Genomic DNA, 23,942 nt, shown 5'->3' on the forward strand with positions numbered 1-23,942 from the left:
GTGTTTCAATTAATAAAAAAAGATATCATTTTACAAAAGAAATCTCTTATGATATTACTGCCTGTTTTATTTGTTTATTTAACGTTAAATATATCATATATCTGGTCAGGTTTTGTGTTTAGTATTGTCATAATAATGAACGCTTTTTCAATGGATGAAAAAGACCGAATAAATACTCTGCTGAATTCACTTCCTTATACACGAAGGGAAATTGTTAGTTCAAAGTACATCGGGGTGCTTATCTTTACTTTAATTGTTGTTTTTACAATTTTTATAGGAAACTTGATCATTCATAGAGAACTAACAATATGGATAGATCTAATGTTTATCGTATGCCTTGTGATGGTATCTGCTTCATTTATCTTTCCATTTAGTTATCAGTTTAAAAGCCAATATTTGTTCAAAGGCTCACTTATCTTATTTGGTATTTATATGGTATTAGTTAATACCTTGTTCCGAAATTTGAATGATATAATCAGAGAAAATGTTAGAATATTATTATCATTACAAAATCTTAATGTTTATTTGTTAATTCTGTTTTCGGTTATCATTTTATATGTTTGTTCTTGGCTTCTATCGATACGTATTTATAGAAATAAAGAATTTTAAAGGAAGGGTGTAGAATTCTTAAGAAAGCCTATTCTCATATGTTGCAAAAGGAACGGTATCTTAAATCAATGTTTTTTCGTTTTTTTCATTTCGCGTAAATGCATGATGAGGATTTTATTATTAATTACAAAAGGGGGGAGCATAGATTTTCCATCACTGATTGATTAAATAAATGTTGGGTCAGCTTCCTGTAAACATGTTCAAACGGGGTACTGCGCATGTCTTAGAAGCTCCTGAGCTTGGCAGAACAGTGATTCAAACTGTAAAGGGCAGCTTTGCGCGGATTAATCATCAGATAGATTTTCAGGTTATGTAAATGAATAATTGAAAAAAACCACTAAAATGTGGGTTCTTTATATGCGCTAACGGGGTAATAACTATTCTTCATCTTCAAAGAAACCGAATAGTTTTTCTTCATCATATTCATATTTACGTCCTAGATTATCTGTATCTCTTTCGTGCTGTAAAAGAACTTTATAGTTTTTTCCCTTTGAAGATTCGTTTTCAGTAACACTTAGGACGGTTACTTTATCGTTCTCATATGTCTTTGCAAAAAGTCTAATCTCCTCAATTGTATCCTTTAAATCTGTTTCATCACCATTAAAAAAGTCTAAAGAAACTTCAGTTGTGTATTTTTCAATCATGGCTAGCTCCCTGCAAAAAATGTATTAGTTCTTAAAGTATAACGGAAAATCTAATTAACAGCTATCACTGGATGGTCAAAGAGGTTCAACAGTTGGCTCTATGGTTCAGCAACTCTAATGTAAAATTGGGGTGTTGCTCAGTATGGATGAGATGGTGATCAATGGCCGGTGGGATTGCCTTACAGGGTGGATAGAGTTGCCGTTAACTTTAGTCTGGAGAAATTTTGAGTTTAATAAAAAGTTTTTAGGTTCATACGCTGATGTGCATTAGAAGTTTTACACGAGGCTCAAGAGGAATTAGAGGATGAGTTTAAAATAATAATAGAGTAGACTTTCTTTTTTGGTTTTATAAATTTGAAAAGAGTACCTCAGCGGCCTTACTTGAGTTCAAGAATGCTGCTGAGGTATTTTATTTTCAAGAAAGCCTGTCCTCATAAGTATACTTTCTACTTTGAATTAATGTATTGGCGCACTATGGCCTATCACTACAGCCTTTCTGAACGAGCCCTAAACAAGCAATTTTTACGATCGTTGTCGTTTCCGCTTGGAGGGAGCAGGTTCAGATGCTCATTTTTTTAGCTTTGGTAGTACTGTTATTCTTGCAATAGTTAAATAAAAGGCATCGACAAAATATCTACTATTGCAAAAGCTGATTCAAAAGTTACTGCCTTAAAAACATTATAAGCATCCAAAGTCAGTGCTAATAAAAATGGTGAATATGTTAAACTCCCATATGTATTAGAACTGCAATATGCAATTGCTGATGGCGTATCATTTCCTTTTAACACAATCGATGAAGATAGTTATAAAAGATCTGTATTTCACTTATTTAAGCAATCTTCCGAAACAAATAGCACATGCGTGTAGCTACCCGAGCTAGCTATATATAATTTAGGTAACTAATATTCCTTATATATTTAACATTGCATTTTTTATTATGCAATCGTTCACTCTATTTCTGCTTTCAATTTTTCGAACCACTCTAAATTAACCAAGTGATGTGAACGGGAATTTTCATTCATACGGCGAAAGTAATTGATTGTGCCGGGAATTTCTTGAGTGATGGACAGGTATTCATCAAGGAGCTCGATTCGAGTTTTCGTCTGGTCGATTTGTGATTGGATCAGATCCAGTAATTTATTTTTGTCGAATTCATCGGCAAAGAGTAACGCCCCATAAAATTGCAGGTTCACATATTCAGATTTGGTGCCGTATTTGATCATTAATTTCTCGAATTCTGCCCTTCCTGATTCTGTGACTTTAAAGTTACGGATTTCACGCCCACTGGTTGAGGGTTTCTGCTGAATCTGTTCAATAAAACACTTTTCTTCAAGTTGCTGCAGATTGTAATAAAATGAACCTTTCGTGAAGTTAACAATGTATTTGTAATGGCGTTTTTCCATTAAGGCCAGAAGTTCATAGCCGTGAGCTCCGGGATTTTGGATAAGCAAGCCAAGGATAAGTAAGGGAATCATGGTTTCATCACCTTCGCCATCCGCGCCTCAAATTCCGCGTACGTAATTTTACCCGAAGCCAAATCCATACTATGAAGGTAAATCTGTTCTGTTTTAGAATAGTCACCATTCACTTTCAGTGATTGCTCCTCTCCCGAAAGGGGTTTCAAGATATGGTGCTTTTTTGAAAAAGCCTCGAAATAGCGGTAACCGAATTTGCGTTGTGAAGCTGCGTCTAAATGAATGCCATCAGGATTCGCAGTCAAACCTGCTGCAGTAACAAAATAACAATTCTGTTGTTCATTAGCAAAACGCAGCAATTGTTCATTAACCTGTTGAAACTCAGTCGCGTGCTGTCCAAAACCGGTCTTCCCAAGAAAGTCACCAAGCCCTCCAATAATCAACGGTTCCTCATCAAGTTCCAACTCGTTTCTTAGCGTCTCGATGATAAGGGTTAATTTCTCGTAATACGTTTCATGTAGCGAACGATAACTGTCACTCTCACCCTGGTGCCAAAGGATTCCACAAATTTGACTGGACCGGAGGGCGAAGCGGGCTTCGGACAAAGCATGCTGAAAAAGGATGCCTTCCGGATGCCAGTCATTCAATGAACTGCCACCTTCCGCACAAGGGATCAAGCCAATTTCTTCATCGGGATGAGCTTTCGACCATGCATCTGCAAAAGATGCCGCCAGGCCAACGCCGGAAACCGGGCGGTCGTAATTAATCGGCTCTGTCATCATCTGCCACTGTCCATTGCGCAGCATTTTTATTTTTTCATTATAGATAGGATCTACTTCATTCAAAAATCCACGGCCCGCCATATTCGACTGCCCCAACATTAAAAAAGACTTTATCATCTCATTTTCACTTCTTTACATTAATATTTTAGTCTAATTAGACTATAGTCAACTCAGTTTGTCTTGTAAAGTTTTAATAAGGTTTTACTTTTATTATGAGTATGTATGAAAAACAAACTAACATTGAAAATTTGGTGGATGTATTTGAGAAATAGCAAGTTCTTTTGCTTTTGCTTTTTCTTATCCAACTATCGGGGGCTTTCGTTCAATAACGATCTTCCACAATCGGGCGCTATTATTGAACAAGAACTATAGGAGTGATACATATTAGTCATGTATAATATGTATCACTCCTTACTTTTTTATGGCTTTTTCTGATTTAGGTCTTGATAAACAATGAAAAAACAACAAAAATCCTGTCATGTAAGGGTTTCTATGAGGTTCAAAATCATTTCTCATAGGAAATACGTTCAATGATGGGAGTGTATCTCAGATGAAATGGATTGTTAAAAAGGGAGGGCTATGTTGAAGGGGATCAATAAAAAATTTTTAAAAAGGTTAACGATTGTACCAATTCTATTCATTTGTTATGTTTTATTTTTAAATTCTAAAGTTATACTTGAAGAGCAATGTCCTAATAAGCCTTATAGTGTAACAATCGTAAAGCACGGGACAGGTATATTCGATAAAAAATTGTTTTAATATATTACAAGATCAACGGAAAAACAGTAGCTGTTGGGGATTTGGTGTTTTTTGAGAATTTTGACAGAGATATAGATGTTACTTGGGATACGAATACTGATGATGGAACTTGGTGGATAGATAAAAGCGTACATTTAACCATGAGCTATGCTAAAAATTTTAAGGGGGATTTAGACAAGAAAGATATTGATTTTGATTATGGTACTGTCCAATAATAATGAAGCAGTTAATAAAATAGGAATATACACTAAAAGAACCGCTAGCCGCGGTTCTTTTGTGTTCAGATTTAAACTGACTTAGGAGCGGTTTTTTCTTTCCTTACAAATACCATGATTCCAGGAATGATTGTAAGTACTGCTGGTATTAAGTAGAACCAATCAATACAGATAAGTCCTCCAATCCCTGAGATAAAAAGTAAAACACTGCTCAACCTTGGTTTGAATAAAACAACAATTGAAGCGGTAAACCCAACGCATGAAAAGATCAAAGATCCCCATGCCCCTATAAGTTCTTTTAATCGTATAAAAAATAATACCATGGGAAAGAAAAAGCGAACTTAAAATTATCTTGATTGACATATCAAAGATACCGAATATTAACTTTGCGGTTTTTTTGCGGTCCAAACACTTTTTGGAAATGTTAGAATATTACATAAAAAGACATAAAAGGAGGGGTCCTGTGAATCCGGTTTTATCATCGTCAGAAGTTGGCGTAAAGATCAATGAATGGTATAAAATGATACGTCAATTTAGTGTCCCGGATGCAGAGATTTTAAAGGCAGAGGTGGAGCAAGAAATCCAACGGATGGAGGAAGATGAGTATTTACTCATTTACTTCTCCCTAATGAAATTCCGTCATCAGCTCATGTTAGATTATTTGGAACCCGTAACAACACGTATAAGACCAACTATTGACGAACTTCTCGAAAAAATTGAGACTTCAAATAAAGGCATATCTGGTCTGTTGTCGTATTATTCTCTGTTTTTCAGGGGGATGTACGAGTTTGATAAGAAGCAATACATGAAAGCTATCTACTATTATAGAGAAGCCGAAAAGCAGCTTATACATGTCCCTGATGAGATTGAAAGGGCAGAGTTTCATTTTAAGTTAGCTGAAGCATATTATGGTATGAAGCAAAGTCATGTGTCTATGCATCACGTTAAACAAGCATTGGATATTTATAATCAATATGAACTTTATAAGGTGCGGAAAGTTCAATGTATGTTTGTTATCTCAGGGAATTATACTGATTTTAAACATTACGAAAAAAGTCAGCCGCATCTTGAAAAGGCATTAGAGTTATCTAGGGAATTGAATAACAAAAGGTTGATTAGCTCTGCACTATATAATTTAGGCACTAACTTTGCTGACAGTGGTGATTACGAACAGGCGGAAGTATACATAAAGCAAGCAGTGGAGATTACAGAAAAAGAAAAGCTCACAAACTTGCCACATTCTTTATTTTCTTATGCAAAAATCCTTTTTAAACAAGGAAAAATGAATGAGGCTATCCAAGTAAGTAAGAAAGGTTTGTCAGCAGCTCTTTATCAAGGTGATGAGCTTTTCGCAAAATTACAGGGATATTTAAATGCTCTTTATGTCGATGCAGTGGACCAACAAGGTGTTAATAAAACCATAGAATACTTAGAAAAAAATAAGAACTATTCATATATTGAAGACATTGCCTGTGAGACCGCAGCTGCTTACGCAAACTCAAAAGAATTTGAAACATCCTATGTATATCATCAGAAAATGCTTGAGACTCAAACACAAATTCAAAGGGGAGAATGCCTGTATGACTTTTAAAAAGAAGGTATGCCTAATCCTGGGTTTGTCACTTGTTTTAGTGTGTGGTTTCGGATCCTTAACAGAAAATCAAACTCAAAACACATTTCATATTGCCTCTGATCGTTTTCAAACTTGATAATATTACATTCAACCTCCTTCAGAAATGGAGGTTTTTTTATTTGATATCAACAGAAACATTGGAATCAAATGCGATATAATTAGTCCCCCCCTTTAAATCCTTGAGGCCTAATCTTATTTTTTGGAGAGAAAAAGGCAATAGGGCACCGCTATAACTTTTGGTTCTCCAGGAAATCTCTCAGATGGGAATTAAGTGGTTTTGGGATGCAAAAAAGACGCTTTCTTATAAAAGAATAGCGCACGATTGTTGAATACCTTATCTTTCTAACTGAATGAGTTACATTTAAAGTGATTTTGAGGCATGGCTGACCAATAACACTAGCTGCCCGGTATCAAACGAATCCCCTTCACAGAGCTTCAGTGTTTTTCTTTCTGATGGACCATCGAATATGTCTTCAGGAAGTTCCAGTTCGGTAGCATTAAAGATTGTAAGTGAACAGCATTTGTCGATGTCGTGATGACAGCAGCATATTTTCTGTTATTCGAAAAATGGGGCTTCTTATCCTGAATTCATGGACTTCCGTTATATCCTTATGGACGTCTTACATAGATTTGTGGAGAGTTCCTTTGCCATGGTTCTTTTAACGCTTCAATAAAATCCTGATTCATTTTGCATAGTTTACGGTTTAGTAATCATCCATGTAACACCAAATTTATCTATCACTTCTCCATAGTATGCGCCCCATGGCTGCAAAGCAAAGGGATATTTGTTTTCTCCACCCTCACCAAGCTTGGTATATGCCTCTCTTGCTTCGCTCTCATTATCATAGGTTAAAGCAAGACTGATGCTACGATTACCGACCACTTGTTCAAAGGAATCAGAAAGCATCAGAATATTGTTTCCAGCTATCTTCAAAGACAGATGCATAACTTTCTCCTTCATATCTTCTGGAGTGTCTGGTACCTCACCGAATGTTTTAAGTGATACAATTTCTCCACCGAGTGATTCTAAGTAAAAATCCGCCTGGCTTCTTGCGTCCTCTGACATTAGATAAGAGTTTAATTGTGCTCCCATGATTTCAACAACCTTTCCATTTTTAATTGTCTTTCTACGAATACAACGAATACGACTTAATGAAATCGACAAAGGAAAAAACTTTTTTAAAATCTTTTTAACATGTGGAGTTGTTCCATTAAATTGATTTTCATAAATCAGAACATTTGAGTCCCTTAAGAACCCCCCCTATCCTCCTGGATTACTTTTCGACAATTACTTTCGACGTGAAGCAGAAAATTCCTGCCAGTCATAAAAGGGTAGTACGGACGTTTATTGTTTGTGCTCACCATTTTTAAACCATAATTCATATAAATGTAAGGAAATGAGGGCAAATGAATATAAGGAATGTAATGAAAATAAGCTTCCATAACCAATGATATGGATTTACTATGTTGAGGGCCTGCTGGTTATATAAAATTCATGGTTTTTAAACTATCGGTTTTTTTAGTGTTTTTTTCATACTCCCTGAAAATCTCCTCATTAGGATAATCAGTTATTACATAGCATCACCTAAGGGATGATGCTGCTTGAACGTCTGGCTAAATCTTAATGGCGGGTGAAAGCAAATAAGTAAATAACCTGCAATGACTGAATTTTTCATTGGCAGTATGGATTAACATAGCATCTTAAATATTTACTCACTTTGTAGATACAGACAGAGCTTCAAATGTTAGTTTCATAATAGTTGGAGATCAAGTTAGGGACTAAAGGAAGGAAAAAATCGTGCCCATTTTGTGCCCAAAATAGATATAAAATGATGCAATGAGTGTGTATTGGATAACTTCAGACGCTTGAAAGCTTCTGTAACTGACAATATACTTCCACTTTATTGAGGGCAACGAACTAATAAAGAAGATACCAAAAAGCCATTTTGGTATCTTCTTTGTTTGTTTTTTCTTTAGAGCTATTAAATCCATCTAGGAGTACCATGACTTGGCCTCAACAACAGTAACTAAATACTATATCGAATCTATTTGAGGAAACTGATTGATGATATATTGCTTGAAGTTTTCAGTGACAGGTGATAGATACTTCCCTTCAATCCATGAAATACCAACTATGCGCTCGAACCTTGGCCAACTAATGCGAACCTTTGCGATATTTGTTTGGTCTAAGCCTTTAAAATCAGGAAGAATTGAAACGCCAAGACCCGCTGCAACAAAACCTGCGATTGTAGCAGCTTCTTCGCCTTCAAATACAATGTTTGGAGTAATATTAACCTGTTCAAATATATGATCTATTGTTACTCGAAGAGCAAAACCTTCTTTCATTAAAACAAAAGGCTCATCAGTAATTTCGTTTAAGGTAATCTCCTGACGAGTAGCTAACACATGATGTTTGGGCAAAAATAAAAAGAGCTCCTCCTTCCATAAGGGTTTCCACATTATATTTGATTCGACTGGAAAAGAAGCAAGCAGGCAGAGATCTAGTTCACCTGATTTTAGTTTATCTAAAAGCTGATTAGAGTGAGACTGGTTTAGTTGGAAATGAACATTTGGGTATTGATCTCTAAATGCTCCAATTAAATTTGGAACGATGGTTGTACCCAGAGTGTGTAAAAAGCCTAAAGACACTTCACCTTGATCTGGTTGTAAAAGGGATTGAATTTCTTCCTTTCCTTCAGTAAATTCTCTAATGATGGTATCGACCCTCTTGAGGAATCTTTCCCCATATTTATTTAATGTAATGGAGCGGCCTTGTCTATCAAAAAGCGGAACCCCTAAGTGATTTTCTAATCTAACAATAGACCGAGAAAGTGCTGGCTGTGTTATTGATAACGTTTCAGCAGCTTTCGTTACATGCTGTATACGAGCAAGAGTTTGAAAGTACTCTAATTGTTCCCATTCCATTAAAACATCCACCTTTTTATAAATCATTACATAAATGAATTAAAATCATATTTATTATGCATTATACATCATAATTTATTAGTGCTATGATAAATTTATCGAAAAAATATATGAATTTTAAACTAATTGTGTATTCTGAAGGAGGACTATTTTAATGAACTATCGAATTGAAAAAGATACTTTTGGCGAAATAAAGGTGCCTGCTGATAAGTTTTGGGGAGCGCAAACACAACGTAGTAAAGAGAACTTCAAGATAGGTTCTGAAAAAATGCCTATCCGTATTGTTAAAGCTTTTGCTATATTGAAGCGCAGTACAGCTATTGCTAATAATCGTCTAGGTAATTTAGATAACGAAAAAACAGAGGTTATTACAGCAGTTTGTGATGAAATTCTTGAAGGCAACTATGATGACAATTTTCCACTCGTTGTTTGGCAGACGGGAAGCGGTACACAAAGCAATATGAATGTTAACGAAGTGATAGCAAACCTTGCAACAGCTTTATTAAAAGAGAAAGGCTCTAAACAAACCATACATCCAAATGATGATGTCAACCGCAGTCAAAGTTCGAATGACACTTTCCCAACAGCGATGCATGTTGCAGGTGTATTAGCTATCTATGAACAATTAGTTCCTGCACTTGATCAACTTCGGAACACATTAGATGAAAAAGCAAAAAAATTCAATGACATTGTAAAAATAGGTCGTACACATCTTCAAGATGCTACACCTTTAACCCTTGGACAAGAAATTAGCGGTTGGGTATATATGATTGACCGTTCGAAAGAAATGATTTTGGAAGCAACTGAAAAAATGCGTGAGCTTGCTATCGGGGGTACGGCTGTAGGGACAGGCATTAATGCACATCCACAGTTTGGAGAAGTTGTCTCAGAGGAAATCTCGACATTTACAGGCCAACATTTTAAAAGTTCACCTAATAAGTTTCATGCCTTAACTAGTCATGATGAAATAACGTATGTACATGGTGCTATGAAGGCATTAGCTGCTGACTTAATGAAAATTGCAAACGATGTTAGATGGCTTGCAAGCGGTCCTCGCTGTGGTATCGGGGAAATTTCAATCCCGGAAAATGAGCCTGGCAGCTCCATTATGCCCGGTAAAGTTAACCCTACTCAATGTGAAGCCCTTACCATGATTGCGGCTCAAATTATGGGGAATGATGCAACGATTGGTTTTGCTTCAAGTCAGGGCAACTTTGAACTAAATGTATTTAAACCAGTTATTATCTATAACTTCCTTCAATCCGTGCAGTTACTGAGTGATGGAATAAAATCTTTCCATGACCATTGTGCGGTTGGTATTGAACCTAATGAGAAAACCATTAAAGAAAATCTTTCCGGATCTTTGATGCTTGTCACAGCATTGAATCCTTATATCGGATATGAAAGTGCTGCAAAAATTGCTAAGTTTGCTCATAAAGAAGGCTTGACGTTAAAAGAGGCTGCTGTGCAACTCGAATTATTAACGGAAGAACAGTTTGATGAGATGGTTAAGCCAGAAGATATGGTGAAACCAAACATTTAAAACATTTTAAGATAAAAAACTAGTTATTCACCAGTAACTAGTTTTTTATTTTATTTTGATGAAACCATTGATATAAGGTTTCAATAGAGAAAAAAGCATTATGTTGATATAATAGGTATTTATAACCTTAAACCAAATGACTTCAAACGCTTGAAATAACAGGCTTCTGTAACTGATAATATGCTTCCACTTTGAGGGCCTAATGGGTGAATAATCCGTCAATGTTCAAGTCCTTTCGGCCGCATCAATGATACCAAGGGTTGTAGATCCTTGGTTTTTTATGCTCTTTTTTTGTTAAAATAATTCACCCAGCTTATCAACTGTTTGCTGGTGTTGAAGATTTTCTTTCTGCTGAAATTAGGCATTATTATTATCATCGTGAATATGTAGAGCTATCTTATGAATAGGTTCGTATGAGTATTGGAGACGAGAAAAACATAAAGAAGGGAAATGATAAATGAAGATAGCCAAGTTCTAAGTGGTATCTCAACATTTACTCACTTTGTAGAATGCAGACAGCGCTTCAAATGGTGATTTCAAAATTGCCGCAGATTGAGTTGGTGCATAAAGAGGAAGGGATTACCCCCCTTCCTTAAAGACCCTTCAATTCCTCTTGCTTCATCGTGAAATAATTTACTTTTTTGAAATCGGTATCCAAATTTCACTTCTAAAAGATGGCGATGTTACATCCTTATGTTCGTTCCACAGTATTTCTGGACCTTCTATTTGTTCATAATTGGACGATGGAAACCATTCGGAATAAATGCGTCCCCATACGTCTTGCAGTGTATCCGGAAATGATCCGATTGCTTCAAATACAGCCCACGTTGAGGCAGGAACCTCAAGCTGTGAGAGGCTATCTGGACACTGTTTCGTTGTGGCTGCGCCAATATAGTGATCAAGTTCGCCATTCTCCTCTGTCCGGCCTTCAGAAAAGTTCGTGGATGCACTAATGAGTCCCAAAGGCGCTACATTAGAAAGCTTTTTAAGATTATTTATTGCGTCTTCATCTAAACTTTCCCACATAGATGCAATTTCCGGGTTAACCCCTTTGAACATAATAGGAACTCTTTTTTTAATGCCAACGATGCGAAATGCCTCTTTTTCTTCAATACGATAGTTCATTTCATTGCCTCCTTGGATTGTTAACTGGAAGGTCATTCGTGGATAAGCTTTAAGTGAATGGCCATTATTTCTAGCTTCTGATGGTCTTATGCCATGCAAATTTTGAAATGCCCGTGCAAAAGAATCTGGTGACTTATAACCGTACTTTATTGCAATGTCTATCACTTTTACACTGCTGTCTTTCAGTTCAAAAGCTGCAAGAGTAAGACGTCTGCGACGAATATATTCCGATAGTGAAATGCCTGCAAGGAAGGAAAACATCCTTTTAAAATGATATTCAGAGCAGAATGCAAGCTTTGCTACTTCTTTAAAATCAATATCATTAGTGAGGTTTTCTTCAATATAATTTAATGCTTTATTCATACTTTTAAGCAAATTCATTTATTTGACCTCCTTTAACAAAAGAATAACAGGGGTGAAATGTTTCTACCCGACATTCCGTGCACCGTTTTGCAGGATTCCTTATATGTAATAAAGTATGTTATTCACCTTTGTTTGTATAGTTTTTTTAAATAAACACCTATTTGCGAAAAAATGAAGTGTAAAGAACTGCTGCTAGAGTATCCACAAAAAAGCAAGTGATCATTGTGTTATAAACAGCACATTCTTATAATTGAGTGAAAAAAGGATGCGTATTATGCCGATAAATTCTTTTGAAAACTATCCGATGAGCTGGAAGCCATCGATTGATAAAACGGAAAAGCCTATTTATAAAGCACTTGCGGGGCAGTTGGAACAGGATATAATAAACGGAGTTTTATTACCTGGAACAAAACTTCCTCCACAGAGAGAACTTGCTGATTATTTAGATTTAAATGTAAGCACCATTTCAAAAGCCTTTAAAGTTTGCGAGTTAAAGGGCTTGCTAAGTGCATCTGTAGGAAGCGGCACATTTGTATCATACGATGCGTTATCGAATGCGTATTTACTTGAGGACACAAAGCCAAAGCATTTAATTGAAATGGGAGCCACACTGCCAGATAATGCGTCTTATGAGCCTCTGTTACTCCAACTAAAAAACATGCTGCAAGATGAGGATTATGAAAAATGGTTTGGTTATGGCCGGGCAGGCGAGAGCCTTTGGCAAAAGGATGCAGCTGTAAAGCTAATCCGAAGAGGCGGGTTTGAAACAACCGTGGATCACATATTATTTGCAAATGGGGGACAAAATGCGATTGCTGCTGCATTGGCAAGTCTTTGTAAGCCTGGAGACCGCATTGGTGTTGACGATCACACGTATCCTGGATTAAAAACTGTTGCTTCAATGCTTAGTGTGCAAATCGTACCGATAAAATCAAAGAACGATGAAATGAGTCCGGAGTCACTTGAATATGCGTGTAAAAATGAAAATATTAAAGGCATTTATTTGATCCCGGATTATCATAATCCGACAGCTTCCTTTATGTCTGTTGAGAATCGAAGAATGATTGCAGAAATAGCAAAGAAATATCATCTGTTTGTTATTGAAGATGCATCGTACCACCTTCTCAACAAAAATCCGCTTCCCGCACTTGCATCGTTCGCGCCGGAACAGGTTATCCATATTGCAAGTTTATCAAAATCGTTAGCACCAGGACTGCGCCTGGCCTATGTAGCGGTGCCGAATCAATTTAAGGAGCCAATGTCAAAGGCGCTTTATAATTTAAATATAACGGTTTCCCCGCTATTAGCAGAACTTACTGCACGCACGATTGTATCAAATCAATTTGAAGCCTTAATTGAAGGTCATCGGGAAGAAACGATCCGCAGAAACCAAATCGTAAACCGATATTTGGCGGACTATACATGTTTAGGTGTTGAAACAGGCATCTTTCGTTGGCTGGTGTTGCCGGGTGAAATGACTGGTGCTGAATTTGAAGAGCTAGCTGCACAACATGGCGTGCAAGTGTATGCCGCTGAACGCTTTGTAGTGGGAAATAGTTGTCCGAAAAGAGCTGTCAGGGTTTCAGTATGTGCACCAAAAACAATTGAAGAGCTTGAGCAAGGACTAAGGATCCTAAAACGTTTGTTAAACGGTTTTAGCTAATATTGTTCGCCATACAATTATAACATTGTATGGCTTTTTTGTGCGTGTTATGATGATCCACATCTAGAGGGAAGTTTATATCATTAGGCTTTACGAAAGGCAGGTCAGAGTATGTTAAAAACAACAGACGTTCAAACAGCTTCATTACAAAGCTACATCAGTTCTCCGGAAAAACAAAAAGCATTATACAAGCGTACATTATTCGTTGTAAGTATTTCACAAATTTTTGGCGGTGCAGGTCTGGCGGCAGGAGTTACTGTCGGTGCGCTTATTGCACAGCAAATGCTTGGTACAGATGCTTACACAGGGGTACCAACAGCTCTATTTACATTGGGGTCAGCGGGATCAGCCTTATTTGTAGGCAGACTTTCTCAACGTTATGGACGCCGTACGGGCCTAGCTACTGGTTTTATTTTAGGTGGACTCGGTGCAATTGGCGTTGTTATTGCAGCCATGCTGAACAGTGTTGTTCTCTTATTTGCTTCCCTGCTGATTTATGGGGCAGGTACAGCAACTAATTTACAAGCCCGTTATGCAGGAACTGATTTAGCAAGTAAAAAACAGCGTGCAACGGCTGTTAGTGTGACAATGGTTATGACAACATTCGGAGCAGTTGCTGGTCCAAATCTAGTAAATGTAATGGGGAAATGTGCTACTTCTATTGGTGTTCCTTCGCTTGCAGGCCCATTCATTTTAGCAGCAGTAGCATATATCTTAGCAGGTATTGTACTTTTTATTATGCTTCGTCCAGATCCATTAGATATTGCAAAACGGATCGCAGCTTATAAACAACAAAACGGCCATGAAGTTGATTCAAATTCGGCAAGTCAAAAAAACAATAAAAGAGGTCTGGCAGTAGGTGCCACAGTTATGGTTATGACACAAATCGTTATGATAGCTATTATGACGATGACACCAGTTCATATGAAACATCATGGGCATGGTCTAAGTGAAGTAGGGATCGTAATTGGTTTTCATATAGGTGCCATGTATCTTCCTTCTCTTGTAACAGGTGTCCTTGTTGATAAAATTGGTCGTACAGCGATGAGTATTGCCTCGGGTATAACATTATTATTAGCTGGTTTATTAGCAGCACTAGCTCCAAGTGATTCAATGGTTCTTCTAGTAATTGCCCTATCTCTACTTGGATTGGGATGGAACTTTGGTTTAATCAGTGGTACTGCTCAAATTGTTGATTCTACAAAGCCTTCAACTCGTGCGAAAGTTCAAGGTACATTGGATGTTCTAATTGCATTAGCAGGGGCTTCTGGCGGAGCTCTTTCTGGGATGGTAATGGCTAATACAAGCTATGCCGTGTTATCTCTAAGTGGAGGGCTTTTATCTATGGTTCTTATACCGATTGTGATTTGGGTCTACAAGAAATAAAGATATAATTAAAGGGTAGTCAAAAGACTATTCTTTTTTTAATATTTATGGATACATTAAGAGACTGGCACCAATGACACGGAATTAACTGGATGGCGGCAATGAAAAGCACTACTTTATTTTACGAGGAAAAATGAAAATCGTAATCAATAAGATGTAAAAGTTAGGACGGGCGTTTATCGTTTTTTGGGATCGGTGTTAAAATCCCTTCAACAATAACAGATCGATTACAAACGATAGAGAACGAAAAAGAACAGAGTAAAAATAATGCAGACAAAGCTGCTGGCTAAGCCAGTGGCTTTTTTTTATACAGGCCAGAAGGAGAGAGTATATATGGCCATCAAAGTTGTAAAGAATTTAGTTTCAAAATTAAAATATGGGTTGAAGTGTCCTAATCCAATGAAAGCTGAATATATCACTATCCATAACACTGCGAATGATGCTTCAGCAGCCAATGAAATCTCTTACATGAAGAATAACTCTAGCTCAACAAGTTTTCACTTTGCAGTAGACGATAAACAAGTCACTCAAGGAATTCCAACAAATCGTAACGCTTGGCATACAGGAGATGGAACAAACGGCACAGGGAATCGAAAGTCGATTAGTGTCGAAATTTGTTATAGCAAGTCAGGAGGAGCTCGATATAAGGCAGCGGAAAAGCTCGCTATTAAGTTTGTGGCTCAACTACTTAAAGAACGCGGCTGGGGCATTGATCGTGTCCGTAAGCACCAAGACTGGAACGGTAAGTATTGCCCGCACCGTATTTTGTCAGAGGGAAGATGGAATCAAGTTAAGGCTGCAATTGAAGCAGAATTGAAAAAGTTGGGCGGAAAAACACTGGTGGCGCTTTATTTCTACCCGGATAAAGGGGCAAGAATAACGGCATTGACGGAGTGTATGGTCCGAAAACAGCAGATGCAGTTAGACGATTCCAGTTAATGCATGACCTTTCTGCTGATGGAATTTATGGACCTAAGACTAGAGAGAAAATTGAAGCGTTAATATTAAATAAAAAGGCTCTCTTTTCAAGAGGCCTTTTTTATAATATTAATCCTCAATATTTTCGATTACCTGTCTAACCATCTCATGTATTTGGTCAAACTGCCATTCTATATCACCTATTACTAAATGTAACTGTAGTAATTCAGAAGTTAGTTTTTCTTTAACTTCAATTTGACTTAAGTTAGCTAAAATTTTATTCATTCTTTCATCTATTTGCGGAAGTTCTTTAATATTTTCCTCTTCTTCTAAAAGTTCTTCTGTTGAAATTAATGTACTATTATATTTTTCATTTAATTCTTTTAAAGCACTAAAGATTTTATCAATATTTTTCATCTATCATAATTCTTCCAATGGCATTCTTAGTCTTAACTTCGTTCAATGTTCCATCCAAATTCAACAATACTCTTAAATTTCCTCTTTTATCAAAAACTTCTAAATGATCCTTGTGTAAATTATCTAAATAAAATCTATCGCCTTTTTTCAGATACGGATTATCCAATTTTTTATTGACTTCATAGATTGATTGGCCTTGGAATTGATTTTTTGTTTTTGTAACATTGTTTTTTATACTTTTTCCAAATCCATCATAAAAAAATTCTTTCATATTCGATACGGATTTAGCTTCACTGGTTACCTTACTACTATTAGTATTCCCCTTAGAACCATGATCAACATCAAAAGACTTTTTAATTTGTTGAAGCAAAAGGATTTGGTATTGACTCTAAACCTCTTTTTAGAAGTTCCCCAAAATCTTTGGTGTCTTTTATTACTTTTTTTGATGCAGACTTACCAACATTTCCGGCGCTGTTTAATCCTTTTTTACCCGACTTGCTGGTTCCTTTCTCTGCGATTCTCCCGACCTTTGAAACGACGGATCCACTCTTTGTAACAGCGCCACCGCCACCTGATATGAATAAGCTGGCTACATTTAAAGTGAAATATGTGGTGTAGTGTGATTGTGAATACATATCTCCGTGTACAAAGTTTTTGTCCCAGCTTTCTTTTACCTCATCCCAAGTAGAATCCCAGGCTTTTTTATAGTCGAATTCAAAAACGGACTTTATCGTTCCTTTTGGATCTAAACCGAGATCGATCCCGAATTTTGCAATTCCTAAAAGTCCTTCACCAGTTTCCTTCGAAAAATCATAATATGCCATTTGTTTGCCTTTATAGTATTCATATACTGGACCTAGATATTTTTACCCGCTGCATCTATAGGGCTAAATATGCTTTAACTGTCTTCTCTGTATCATCTATACCGGCTAATAAACCTTCATATACACCGTCAATCTGTTCTTTCAAAATATCCTTGGTCGCTCGAAGAGGATTATCCCAAAACTCGAGGGATTTAACATACTCCTGTTGTTCATTGGTGAGGTTGTCTTATCCAATCTCTTTAGCAACTTTTAGATACTCGTCAGGATCATCAACCAACGTATTGAGCTTTTTCTGTAATTCTTTGATTTCCCGTTCTTTTTCTTCTTTCTTTTTAATCGTCAAATAAGCTTCCGTTCGCTTCTCAATATCGCCTTTCTTCTTATGTATATCACTCTCACGGTACGCCTTGGCGTTGTAGTGAATGGGCGTAGCGTTTTTGCCTTTGCCCGTTGCTTCTTGGAGCTTTTGGAAATCTGACTTGATGAATTGTTCATTTGGCTCTGACATAGCATGGTTCTGTCAGTAAATCTTCGTCAAGTTCACCTAGTTTTTCAATTGTTTTTTTTTGCGTTTGTCATTGGCGTCTGCAAGCTCATCGACTTCTTCAAGTAAATCCCCATTAACCTTTTTTGGGGACTATTTGTAATTTCTGCGCAGTGAAATTATACCTGTGCTAGCCCGCCATCTACGAACAATTCAACACCCGTCAAGTAACTGCTTTCGTCTGAAGCAAGGAAAGATACAGCGTTTGCTACTTCTTCAGGTGTCCCAACTTTTCCAGCTGGAACAGTATTTCTGGTATTTTCCAATGCTCCTTCAAGTGCATCACCAAAAAGCTCATCGTATGCAGGTGTAAGAATAACTCCTGGACTAACCACATTTACACGGATTTCAGTACCTTTTAGGTCAAGAATCCAGTTGCGAACTAGTGCTCTTAATGCTGCTTTAGACGCTCCATATACACTAAACGCTGGGTTGCCAATTGATCCAGCAGTAGAGCCCGTTACAATAATAGAACCTACTTTGTCCGGGAATAGTGATAACGCTTTTTGAACAGTAAAGATGGTTCCTTTAACGTTAATGTCGAACGTTCTATCAACCTGCTCTTCAGTAATTTCACCTAATGGAAGGAAGTTGCCGATGCCTGCATTAGCAAAAAGAATGTCCAACTTACCTTTTTCCTGCTTTATCATGTCATATAGTTTGTCTAAGTCTTCAAGCTTAGAAATATCACCTTGAACACCGGTTACGTTCTTGCCAATTTGGTTAACAGCTTTATCAAGTTCGTTTTGTCTACGTCCCGTGATATAAACATATGCACCTTCGTTTACAAATGTTTGTGCTGTAGCAAGACCAATCCCACTTGTTCCACCCGTTACAAGCGCTATTTTACCTTCAAATTTACCCATACTTAACACTCCTTTAGAATTAATATTATTTTATGTCTAGTACCTTTAAGTACTTGAAGAACAACTTACAAGATATAGTATCCTTCAGTAAGCACATTATCGGAAGTACCCACTTTTTTGTGATATAGTAACTAAAAAGTAATAAATGTGGAATGGAGAGGTTTAGACTTGAAAAAATTTAGTTGTGGGTTTGAAGTGACAAAGGAAGTTATTGGCGGAAAATGGAAAGGTCTTGTATTATACTTTTTAATGAATGGACCAAAGAGAACGAGTGAATTAAAGCGCATTATCCCAAATATAACTCAGAAAATGCTAATTCAAACACTTAGAGAGCTTGAAGACAGTGGACTTGTGAGCAGAAAGATGTATAATCAAGTACCACCGAAGGTTGAATATTCATCCACTGAACTTGGAGAATCTCTTAAACCTATCTTGCAGGAGCTCTGTCAATGGGGAAGCCATTATGCGGAGCAAGAGTATGCAGAAGGTGAATATGAAATTGTACAACCAGAACAAGTTTCATATTAAAGATAATATAATTTCATAGAGATCTAAAGGTATTAGTCATCTTAATCAATACCTTCATAATAAGGTTTAGGAATACTTGAACGCACTATCAAGATATAATATACATAATGTAATACAGCTTTACCTAAAACACGGAGGACTACTTTAGATTAGATGAATCTTATTATTATTTTAACTTACTTAATTACTATAGTATTTGTAGTTTGGTATCTGATATATTTTCTGAAATTACAAAAAGAGAAAAGTGGGCGTGGTATATGTCAGAAAAGAAACCGATGATTCAAAGGGGGACTGACCCCTGTTTTTGAGACAGGGATCAAAACACTTTTTAAACATCAACTCAATGCGGCATCTCGCCGTGTTCAATTGTTTAGTTCTTTTTTTTCATAATCTTTACAAATCTGAAAAAGTCATCATCATTCGGCAGGGGCTTGTCATCTTCGCGTCCATTGCGCTGCATATGCGGATCAGAGTGATGTTCATTGTAGAACTCCACGATATGGAATCCGCACTTATTCACATAGAAGTTGATATTTCGCTTTTCAAAATAAGGTGTTACGGTTTCCCAAAGCACAGTATCCGGATACTGTGCTTCTATGGCTTTCCAAGCAGAAAGACCAATCCCCTGGCTGTGATGTTCTGAAGATACATAGAATAAATCTAGCGAATTATGATGTGTTTCGCTGTTGATACGTACTACTGCACCACCTACCTTCTTACCATCCCGAAGAATATGATATACGACTGCTCCGGGAGCGTCGAAAGACTCCTGAACATCATTGTCTGATGGAATCGGTCCATCTTCGAAATCACCGAACGTTTCAATCACGGCGATCGCAAAGGCTTCTTGTAATTTTTTTTGGAATTCTGGCAGATCAGATTCCTTTGCTGGTTCCAGAATAACTTTTGGTTCCTTTTTTGTTTTCATGATTACTCACTCCTTCAGTTGCTGAAATACCGAGTTCAGTCGTTCAGTAAAACATTCGAGATGCTCTGCGAGGCCTTTTCACAAAAAAGTGATTCCATCGCTCTTTCTTCCGCGGTAAATTTGGCGTTAAAATACTTCAAAAGCTTTCTCCTGTCTTTTTGTATGATTTCTTTTTCTTTGTTTCATTGGAAAACAAGCTGCACAATGCACATTGAGTAAACTCTGGTGGATTTATTAGCCCAAAGAAGCCTAAATGAAATAAAATAACTAGTCCATATATCAAATCTGTCCGTTTAATGCCGCTCCATTCAACAACACTAATTTGAAGTCATGCAATCTGTGCAAGGGGGTTATTTCTGAATAGATTTTTCCGAATGCAGCGGAGTTGCTTTGGGACTCCCGTTTACTTTGCCGTACGTCAGCTTGCGCCATACTAATTCCATCGGACCGTACCTAAACCGTTTCAAGCACAATGTACTAAAGCTCATAAGCACGAAGTACACGGCCAGACTGAACATGAACGTGCCGGCGGGTTGAATATGATCCGCAAGCCCGAATCCGTACCTGAGGAACAAAACTGTTCCAATGATAGAGTGAAGCAGATAACAGGTCAATGACATCCGTCCGACTTTGGTGAATATCATCATAGGGCCTCGCAGCTGAGGAACGTATAGAAACAGCATTGCAAAAGTGCTCATATAAAACATACTTCCGGTTAAGCCGCCATTTTGACCCAAGACAGAGGAAATGTCCTTCCACAGCATATTCTCAGAAAGATTAAACATGTCTAGTAATATACTGCCTTGTGTTATTAGAAAAGCGATTGTGCTAATGATCCAGATACGCTTCCATATAGGCTTTTTCGCTTCCATGTCTTTGAAAAATTCCATCTTAACAAAGTACACGCCCAGCAGAAACATGAGAAACATGGAATAGATCATAGAGAAAGAGCCAGCAGCCATCGTGACCATATCTGTCCACCGAGTGCTGATGGATTCTATGTAGGTAAGGCTGCTGTGGCTAAACAAAGTAAACTCTGAAAAATTCGGGTTTTTTGCCCCTGCAGTATTGATGACATCGTACAACATTGTGAAAACAGGAGTCAGGAATTGAAACACGATAAGTGCGATAATCCATCTAAGCACCGTTTTGGCCGTGCGTTTATAGAAGGCGAGTAACAGGAAGCCACTTACGGCGTAAAAGGCCAATATGTCACCGACCCAAACAAATGTGATGTGCAAAATGCCAAATCCCAACAGGATAGATAACCTGCGGGCAAACAGCTTGTTGGGACTATCTACCTTCTGCGCGGCTCGATCCATAAAGATCATAAACCCGACTCCGAACAGGAAGGAGAATAACGTAACGAATTTCCCTTCGGCAAACCAGGAAACCAGCTTGTGCAGTACGTCATCGGAGGCCATTTCGAATCCCTTTACTGAATCTACGATCAGAAAATAATTGACAATAATAATGCCGAGCAAGGCAAATCCGCGTACGATGTCCAGAAAATGAACCCGTTCCCGCAGACTCACCGGTTGCCCGCGTCCTTCTTTTTGTACAATCATATCAATACTCCTTTCCCATTTATCACGGCAATGTGTAGTGCGGATCTGAAAAACTGGAGCCTTACAATGGATAAATATAAAGACCGAATCTTAACAATTTATGAAGAGTCATCATGTTTTTTAAAAATGTGACAAATTTGTGGCGAGCATCAGCTTTCATAAATTGTTAAGATTTACGTAGTATCTTATAACGTACTTATTACTATGAACGATATATAGTAAGGACACACGAGAAATAACAACAAGAATCATGAGGTGAGAGAGACATGACCCATCAAATATTAGTCGTAGAGGATGATGAGGATATTGGTGATCTTTTGGAGGAATCCCTTACACGTGCAGGCTACGAGGTGCTAAGAGCCAAGGATGGAAAGCGAGCATTGCAACTTGTGAATGACTCGCTTGATTTGGTTATTTTGGATATTATGATGCCAGGCATTTCGGGAATTGAAACATGTCAGCACATCAGGAAGTCCTATAACGTCCCGATTCTGTTTCTGACGGCCAGATCGAGTACACTCGATAAAACTGAGGGATTACTCGCCGGCGGCGATGATTATATGACTAAACCATTCTCGGAAGAGGAACTTCACGCTAGAGTGATTGCTCAATTACGCAGATATACTATCTATCAGGAAAAGAAGGAACAGGAAGAAACATTTCTTATCGGGGGCAAATTAAGAGTGAGCGAAGAATTTAATGAGGTGTGGAAAGAGGAGAAGCAAATCAAGTTGTCAGATCTGGAGTATCGTATCCTGAAACTTCTGATGAGCAAACGCAACAAAATATTTTCTGCCCAAAATATATATGAGAGTGTGTGGGGACAGCCTTACTTTTACTGTTCCAACAATACGGTGATGGTGCATATTCGGAAGCTGCGCTCCAAAATTGAGGATGATCCGGCACGTCCGGTTTATATAAAAACTGAATGGGGAAGAGGATATCGATTTGGTGCATCGTAAATTTACGCTAACTAAAAAACTGGCTTTGCTGATCGTGGTTGCTGCGATTGTGAGTGGTGTGATCTTTCTGACGTTGCAAAAGATCACAGATGATCTGATCGAGGGGTATCTGAGTTCGGAAGAGTATTATCACGAGGAGTCAGCAAGATACATTCAAAAATTCAGCAAGTACGTTTCAGAAAATGAGTTGTCTACATCAGATAGAAAAGAGTTTGGCGAGTGGGTCAAAAAAGAAAATTACATTAACCTCACCATATTCAAGGATCAGGAGCTGCAATATGATTCTATTTATTCCGAATCGGATTATGGAAAGGAAAAGCTGACTCAGTACGCTCAAAATCATTCACATCCTGTCAAGTTTAGCGATGGTGAAGGACGAGTCATTATCGACGGTTTCTACTCTTCCCGATACTATGATCTGGCCTTCGCATTGGATTTGCTCGGGGCAACCCTCATCTTTTTAATCATTGTTCTCTTCGGAATTCGCCAAAGTCTTCGCTACCTTAAAACGATTCACCAAGAGATTCATATTCTTGAAGGGGGCGATCTGGATTACGAGATGACGATAAAAGGGCATGATGAATTAGCGATGATTGCAAAGAGCATTGAGGATCTGCGGAAAGCTTTCCTGGATAAACTTAAAGCTATCGAGGAATTGCAAGCTGAGAGCCGCAGCCTGGTTACCGAAATGTCGCACGATATGCGCACACCGCTGACGTCGCTGATCATGAATCTGGAGTTTGCCAAAAAAGAGGGAGGCGAAGCGGGTACCAGCAAAGATCGGTATGTAGCCAATGCTTATGGTAAAGCACTGCAATTAAAAAGCTTGTCTGACAATCTGTTTGCGTATTTCCTGCTGGACAAGGAATATGAGGCCGATCTGGAGACCGTTGCAGTGAAAGAAGTGATCTACGATCTAATATCAGATCAGATTGCTATTCTTCATCAGGAGCATTTTCGGGTCCATATTTCAGGCGAGCTGCCGGAAACCTATATTAACGTGAATTTGGAGGAGCTTGGTCGTGTATTTGATAATGTGATGTCAAACTTATTGAAATACGCAGATCCGGAAGAAGAAATCAGCATCACGTTTGTATCGGATCAAGAGATATTTGAGATCCATGTTAGCAATACGATTAAACTTGCAGATATAACACCGGAAAGCAACGGACTCGGTGAAAGAAGCATTGCGCGAATGATGTCCCGCATGCAGGGACAGTTTCAAAGTATACAAAAGAATTCTAAGTACTACATCGTGCTACGATTTTGGAACACCAAGATGTAGGCTGAGAATAAAAACCACGAATATATTGAAATAGGAGACA

21 protein-coding genes and 6 pseudogenes are annotated in these 23,942 nt (G+C 37.7%); 13 read left to right on the forward strand and 14 right to left on the reverse strand.

Features of this window, described 5'->3' with window-relative positions:
• Nucleotides 1-609 (forward strand): ABC-2 transporter permease, encoded by a 609-nt coding sequence (locus tag V6D42_RS02150; protein ID WP_333512244.1) that lies wholly within the window; start codon nucleotides 1-3, stop codon nucleotides 607-609.
• Nucleotides 610-814: 205 nt separating this feature from the next.
• Nucleotides 815-925, forward strand: a pseudogene (locus V6D42_RS02155) (XtrA/YqaO family protein); the annotation flags it as partial.
• Nucleotides 926-986: 61 nt separating this feature from the next.
• On the opposite strand, the gene V6D42_RS02160 reads toward V6D42_RS02155, so the two are convergent.
• Nucleotides 987-1,253 (reverse strand): hypothetical protein, encoded by a 267-nt coding sequence (locus tag V6D42_RS02160; RefSeq protein ID WP_010789291.1) that lies wholly within the window; start codon nucleotides 1,251-1,253, stop codon nucleotides 987-989.
• A 142-nt stretch (nucleotides 1,254-1,395) separates the two neighbouring features.
• Here V6D42_RS02160 and V6D42_RS02170 point away from each other — a divergent pair.
• Nucleotides 1,396-1,583, forward strand: a pseudogene (locus V6D42_RS02170) (barstar family protein).
• A 617-nt stretch (nucleotides 1,584-2,200) separates the two neighbouring features.
• Here the strand turns inward: V6D42_RS02170 and V6D42_RS02175 are convergent.
• Nucleotides 2,201-2,728, reverse strand: coding sequence for a PadR family transcriptional regulator (locus V6D42_RS02175; RefSeq protein ID WP_003237203.1), 528 nt, complete (start codon nucleotides 2,726-2,728; stop codon nucleotides 2,201-2,203).
• Nucleotides 2,725-3,567 (reverse strand): sialate O-acetylesterase, encoded by an 843-nt coding sequence (locus V6D42_RS02180; protein ID WP_333512245.1) that lies wholly within the window; start codon nucleotides 3,565-3,567, stop codon nucleotides 2,725-2,727. Before V6D42_RS02180 ends, V6D42_RS02175 begins: the two co-directional genes overlap by 4 nt.
• A gap of 683 nt (nucleotides 3,568-4,250) precedes the next feature.
• On the opposite strand from V6D42_RS02180, the gene V6D42_RS02185 reads away from it, so the two are divergent.
• Nucleotides 4,251-4,424, forward strand: a complete 174-nt coding sequence (locus tag V6D42_RS02185) for a hypothetical protein (RefSeq protein WP_333512246.1) — start codon at nucleotides 4,251-4,253, stop codon at nucleotides 4,422-4,424.
• 463 nt (nucleotides 4,425-4,887) lie between these two features.
• Nucleotides 4,888-6,015, forward strand: coding sequence for a Rap family tetratricopeptide repeat protein (locus V6D42_RS02190; protein WP_333512247.1), 1,128 nt, complete (start codon nucleotides 4,888-4,890; stop codon nucleotides 6,013-6,015).
• A gap of 739 nt (nucleotides 6,016-6,754) precedes the next feature.
• On the opposite strand, the gene V6D42_RS02195 is transcribed toward V6D42_RS02190, so the two are convergent.
• The gene (locus V6D42_RS02195; RefSeq protein WP_046160622.1) at nucleotides 6,755-7,150 is read right to left on the reverse strand and encodes a VOC family protein; all 396 of its coding nucleotides are present in this window, start codon (nucleotides 7,148-7,150) and stop codon (nucleotides 6,755-6,757) included.
• A gap of 941 nt (nucleotides 7,151-8,091) precedes the next feature.
• Nucleotides 8,092-8,982 (reverse strand): LysR family transcriptional regulator, encoded by an 891-nt coding sequence (locus V6D42_RS02200; protein WP_333512248.1) that lies wholly within the window; start codon nucleotides 8,980-8,982, stop codon nucleotides 8,092-8,094.
• Between the two features lie 154 nt (nucleotides 8,983-9,136).
• Here V6D42_RS02200 and fumC point away from each other — a divergent pair, with 154 nt between their 5' ends.
• Entirely contained in the window at nucleotides 9,137-10,525 is a 1,389-nt protein-coding gene (fumC, locus tag V6D42_RS02205; protein ID WP_333512249.1) for a class II fumarate hydratase, read from the forward strand.
• Nucleotides 10,526-11,158: 633 nt separating this feature from the next.
• Here the strand turns inward: fumC and V6D42_RS02210 are convergent.
• Nucleotides 11,159-12,031 (reverse strand): AraC family transcriptional regulator, encoded by an 873-nt coding sequence (locus tag V6D42_RS02210; protein WP_333512250.1) that lies wholly within the window; start codon nucleotides 12,029-12,031, stop codon nucleotides 11,159-11,161.
• Nucleotides 12,032-12,287: 256 nt separating this feature from the next.
• Between V6D42_RS02210 and V6D42_RS02215 the strand changes: the two genes are divergently transcribed.
• The 4 genes and pseudogenes from V6D42_RS02215 to V6D42_RS02230 all read left to right on the forward strand — a co-directional run.
• Entirely contained in the window at nucleotides 12,288-13,676 is a 1,389-nt protein-coding gene (locus tag V6D42_RS02215; RefSeq protein WP_333512251.1) for an aminotransferase-like domain-containing protein, read from the forward strand.
• 111 nt (nucleotides 13,677-13,787) lie between these two features.
• Nucleotides 13,788-15,062 carry an MFS transporter gene (locus V6D42_RS02220; RefSeq protein WP_333512252.1) on the forward strand — a complete coding sequence of 425 codons (1,275 nt, stop codon included), beginning with the start codon at nucleotides 13,788-13,790 and terminating at the stop codon, nucleotides 15,060-15,062.
• 191 nt (nucleotides 15,063-15,253) lie between these two features.
• A pseudogene (locus tag V6D42_RS02225) lies at nucleotides 15,254-15,352 on the forward strand (phage holin family protein); the annotation flags it as partial.
• A 43-nt stretch (nucleotides 15,353-15,395) separates the two neighbouring features.
• Nucleotides 15,396-16,066: pseudogene (locus tag V6D42_RS02230) on the forward strand (peptidoglycan recognition protein family protein); the annotation flags it as partial.
• Nucleotides 16,067-16,109: 43 nt separating this feature from the next.
• Here V6D42_RS02230 and V6D42_RS02235 read toward each other — a convergent pair.
• The 5 genes and pseudogenes from V6D42_RS02235 to V6D42_RS02255 form a co-directional block, all read right to left on the reverse strand.
• Nucleotides 16,110-16,397: a hypothetical protein gene (locus tag V6D42_RS02235; protein WP_101864568.1), complete on the reverse strand. Its 288-nt coding sequence runs from the start codon at nucleotides 16,395-16,397 to the stop codon at nucleotides 16,110-16,112.
• Nucleotides 16,384-16,767: a hypothetical protein gene (locus V6D42_RS02240; protein ID WP_333512253.1), complete on the reverse strand. Its 384-nt coding sequence runs from the start codon at nucleotides 16,765-16,767 to the stop codon at nucleotides 16,384-16,386. Before V6D42_RS02240 ends, V6D42_RS02235 begins: the two co-directional genes overlap by 14 nt.
• Complete coding sequence (locus tag V6D42_RS02245; protein ID WP_333512254.1) at nucleotides 16,751-17,221, reverse strand: hypothetical protein; 471 nt, start codon at nucleotides 17,219-17,221, stop codon at nucleotides 16,751-16,753. Before V6D42_RS02245 ends, V6D42_RS02240 begins: the two co-directional genes overlap by 17 nt.
• A 229-nt stretch (nucleotides 17,222-17,450) precedes the next feature.
• Nucleotides 17,451-17,819 (reverse strand): annotated as a pseudogene (locus V6D42_RS02250) (T7SS effector LXG polymorphic toxin); the annotation flags it as partial.
• Nucleotides 17,820-17,884: 65 nt separating this feature from the next.
• Nucleotides 17,885-18,631 (reverse strand): SDR family NAD(P)-dependent oxidoreductase, encoded by a 747-nt coding sequence (locus V6D42_RS02255; protein ID WP_333512255.1) that lies wholly within the window; start codon nucleotides 18,629-18,631, stop codon nucleotides 17,885-17,887.
• Nucleotides 18,632-18,799: 168 nt separating this feature from the next.
• Here V6D42_RS02255 and V6D42_RS02260 point away from each other — a divergent pair, with 168 nt between their 5' ends.
• A complete protein-coding gene (locus V6D42_RS02260; RefSeq protein ID WP_333512256.1) occupies nucleotides 18,800-19,159 on the forward strand; it encodes a winged helix-turn-helix transcriptional regulator in 360 nt (119 codons plus the stop codon).
• A gap of 370 nt (nucleotides 19,160-19,529) precedes the next feature.
• Here the strand turns inward: V6D42_RS02260 and V6D42_RS02265 are convergent, their stop codons facing one another.
• The 3 genes and pseudogenes from V6D42_RS02265 to V6D42_RS02275 form a co-directional block, all read right to left on the reverse strand.
• Nucleotides 19,530-20,087, reverse strand: a complete 558-nt coding sequence (locus V6D42_RS02265) for a GNAT family N-acetyltransferase (protein ID WP_333512257.1) — start codon at nucleotides 20,085-20,087, stop codon at nucleotides 19,530-19,532.
• Between the two features lie 182 nt (nucleotides 20,088-20,269).
• A pseudogene (locus V6D42_RS02270) lies at nucleotides 20,270-20,519 on the reverse strand (hypothetical protein).
• Entirely contained in the window at nucleotides 20,438-21,655 is a 1,218-nt protein-coding gene (locus tag V6D42_RS02275; protein WP_333512258.1) for a DUF418 domain-containing protein, read from the reverse strand. Before V6D42_RS02275 ends, V6D42_RS02270 begins: the two are co-directional and overlap by 82 nt.
• A gap of 266 nt (nucleotides 21,656-21,921) precedes the next feature.
• On the opposite strand from V6D42_RS02275, the gene yrkP reads away from it, so the two are divergent.
• Both yrkP and yrkQ read left to right on the forward strand, forming a co-directional pair.
• Nucleotides 21,922-22,617 carry a two-component response regulator YrkP gene (gene yrkP, locus V6D42_RS02280; protein WP_333512259.1) on the forward strand — a complete coding sequence of 232 codons (696 nt, stop codon included), beginning with the start codon at nucleotides 21,922-21,924 and terminating at the stop codon, nucleotides 22,615-22,617.
• Entirely contained in the window at nucleotides 22,604-23,902 is a 1,299-nt protein-coding gene (gene yrkQ, locus V6D42_RS02285) for a two-component system sensor histidine kinase YrkQ (protein ID WP_333512260.1), read from the forward strand. The genes yrkP and yrkQ overlap by 14 nt, the downstream gene beginning before the upstream one ends.
• The last annotated feature ends 40 nt before the right edge of the window (nucleotides 23,903-23,942 follow it).

The sequence above is a fragment of the Bacillus sp. 0909A genome, from assembly GCF_036765115.1.
GTDB lineage: Bacteria > Bacillota > Bacilli > Bacillales > Bacillaceae > Bacillus > Bacillus mojavensis.

Bases quoted from the DNA above. Each gene is read 5' to 3' on its own strand.
- V6D42_RS02160 (WP_010789291.1), bottom strand. From the start codon at position 1,253: ATGATTGAAAAATACACAACTGAAGTTTCTTTAGACTTTTTTAATGGT.
- V6D42_RS02235 (WP_101864568.1), bottom strand. From the start codon at position 16,397: ATGAAAAATATTGATAAAATCTTTAGTGCTTTAAAAGAATTAAATGAA.
- yrkP (WP_333512259.1), top strand. From the start codon at position 21,922: ATGACCCATCAAATATTAGTCGTAGAGGATGATGAGGATATTGGTGAT.
- V6D42_RS02180 (WP_333512245.1), bottom strand. From the start codon at position 3,567: ATGATAAAGTCTTTTTTAATGTTGGGGCAGTCGAATATGGCGGGCCGT.
- fumC (WP_333512249.1), top strand. From the start codon at position 9,137: ATGAACTATCGAATTGAAAAAGATACTTTTGGCGAAATAAAGGTGCCT.
- V6D42_RS02255 (WP_333512255.1), bottom strand. From the start codon at position 18,631: ATGGGTAAATTTGAAGGTAAAATAGCGCTTGTAACGGGTGGAACAAGT.
- V6D42_RS02245 (WP_333512254.1), bottom strand. From the start codon at position 17,221: ATGGCATATTATGATTTTTCGAAGGAAACTGGTGAAGGACTTTTAGGA.
- V6D42_RS02265 (WP_333512257.1), bottom strand. From the start codon at position 20,087: ATGAAAACAAAAAAGGAACCAAAAGTTATTCTGGAACCAGCAAAGGAA.
- V6D42_RS02200 (WP_333512248.1), bottom strand. From the start codon at position 8,982: ATGGAATGGGAACAATTAGAGTACTTTCAAACTCTTGCTCGTATACAG.
- V6D42_RS02275 (WP_333512258.1), bottom strand. From the start codon at position 21,655: ATGATTGTACAAAAAGAAGGACGCGGGCAACCGGTGAGTCTGCGGGAA.
- V6D42_RS02175 (WP_003237203.1), bottom strand. From the start codon at position 2,728: ATGATTCCCTTACTTATCCTTGGCTTGCTTATCCAAAATCCCGGAGCT.
- V6D42_RS02195 (WP_046160622.1), bottom strand. From the start codon at position 7,150: ATGGGAGCACAATTAAACTCTTATCTAATGTCAGAGGACGCAAGAAGC.
- V6D42_RS02215 (WP_333512251.1), top strand. From the start codon at position 12,288: ATGCCGATAAATTCTTTTGAAAACTATCCGATGAGCTGGAAGCCATCG.
- V6D42_RS02220 (WP_333512252.1), top strand. From the start codon at position 13,788: ATGTTAAAAACAACAGACGTTCAAACAGCTTCATTACAAAGCTACATC.
- V6D42_RS02210 (WP_333512250.1), bottom strand. From the start codon at position 12,031: ATGAATTTGCTTAAAAGTATGAATAAAGCATTAAATTATATTGAAGAA.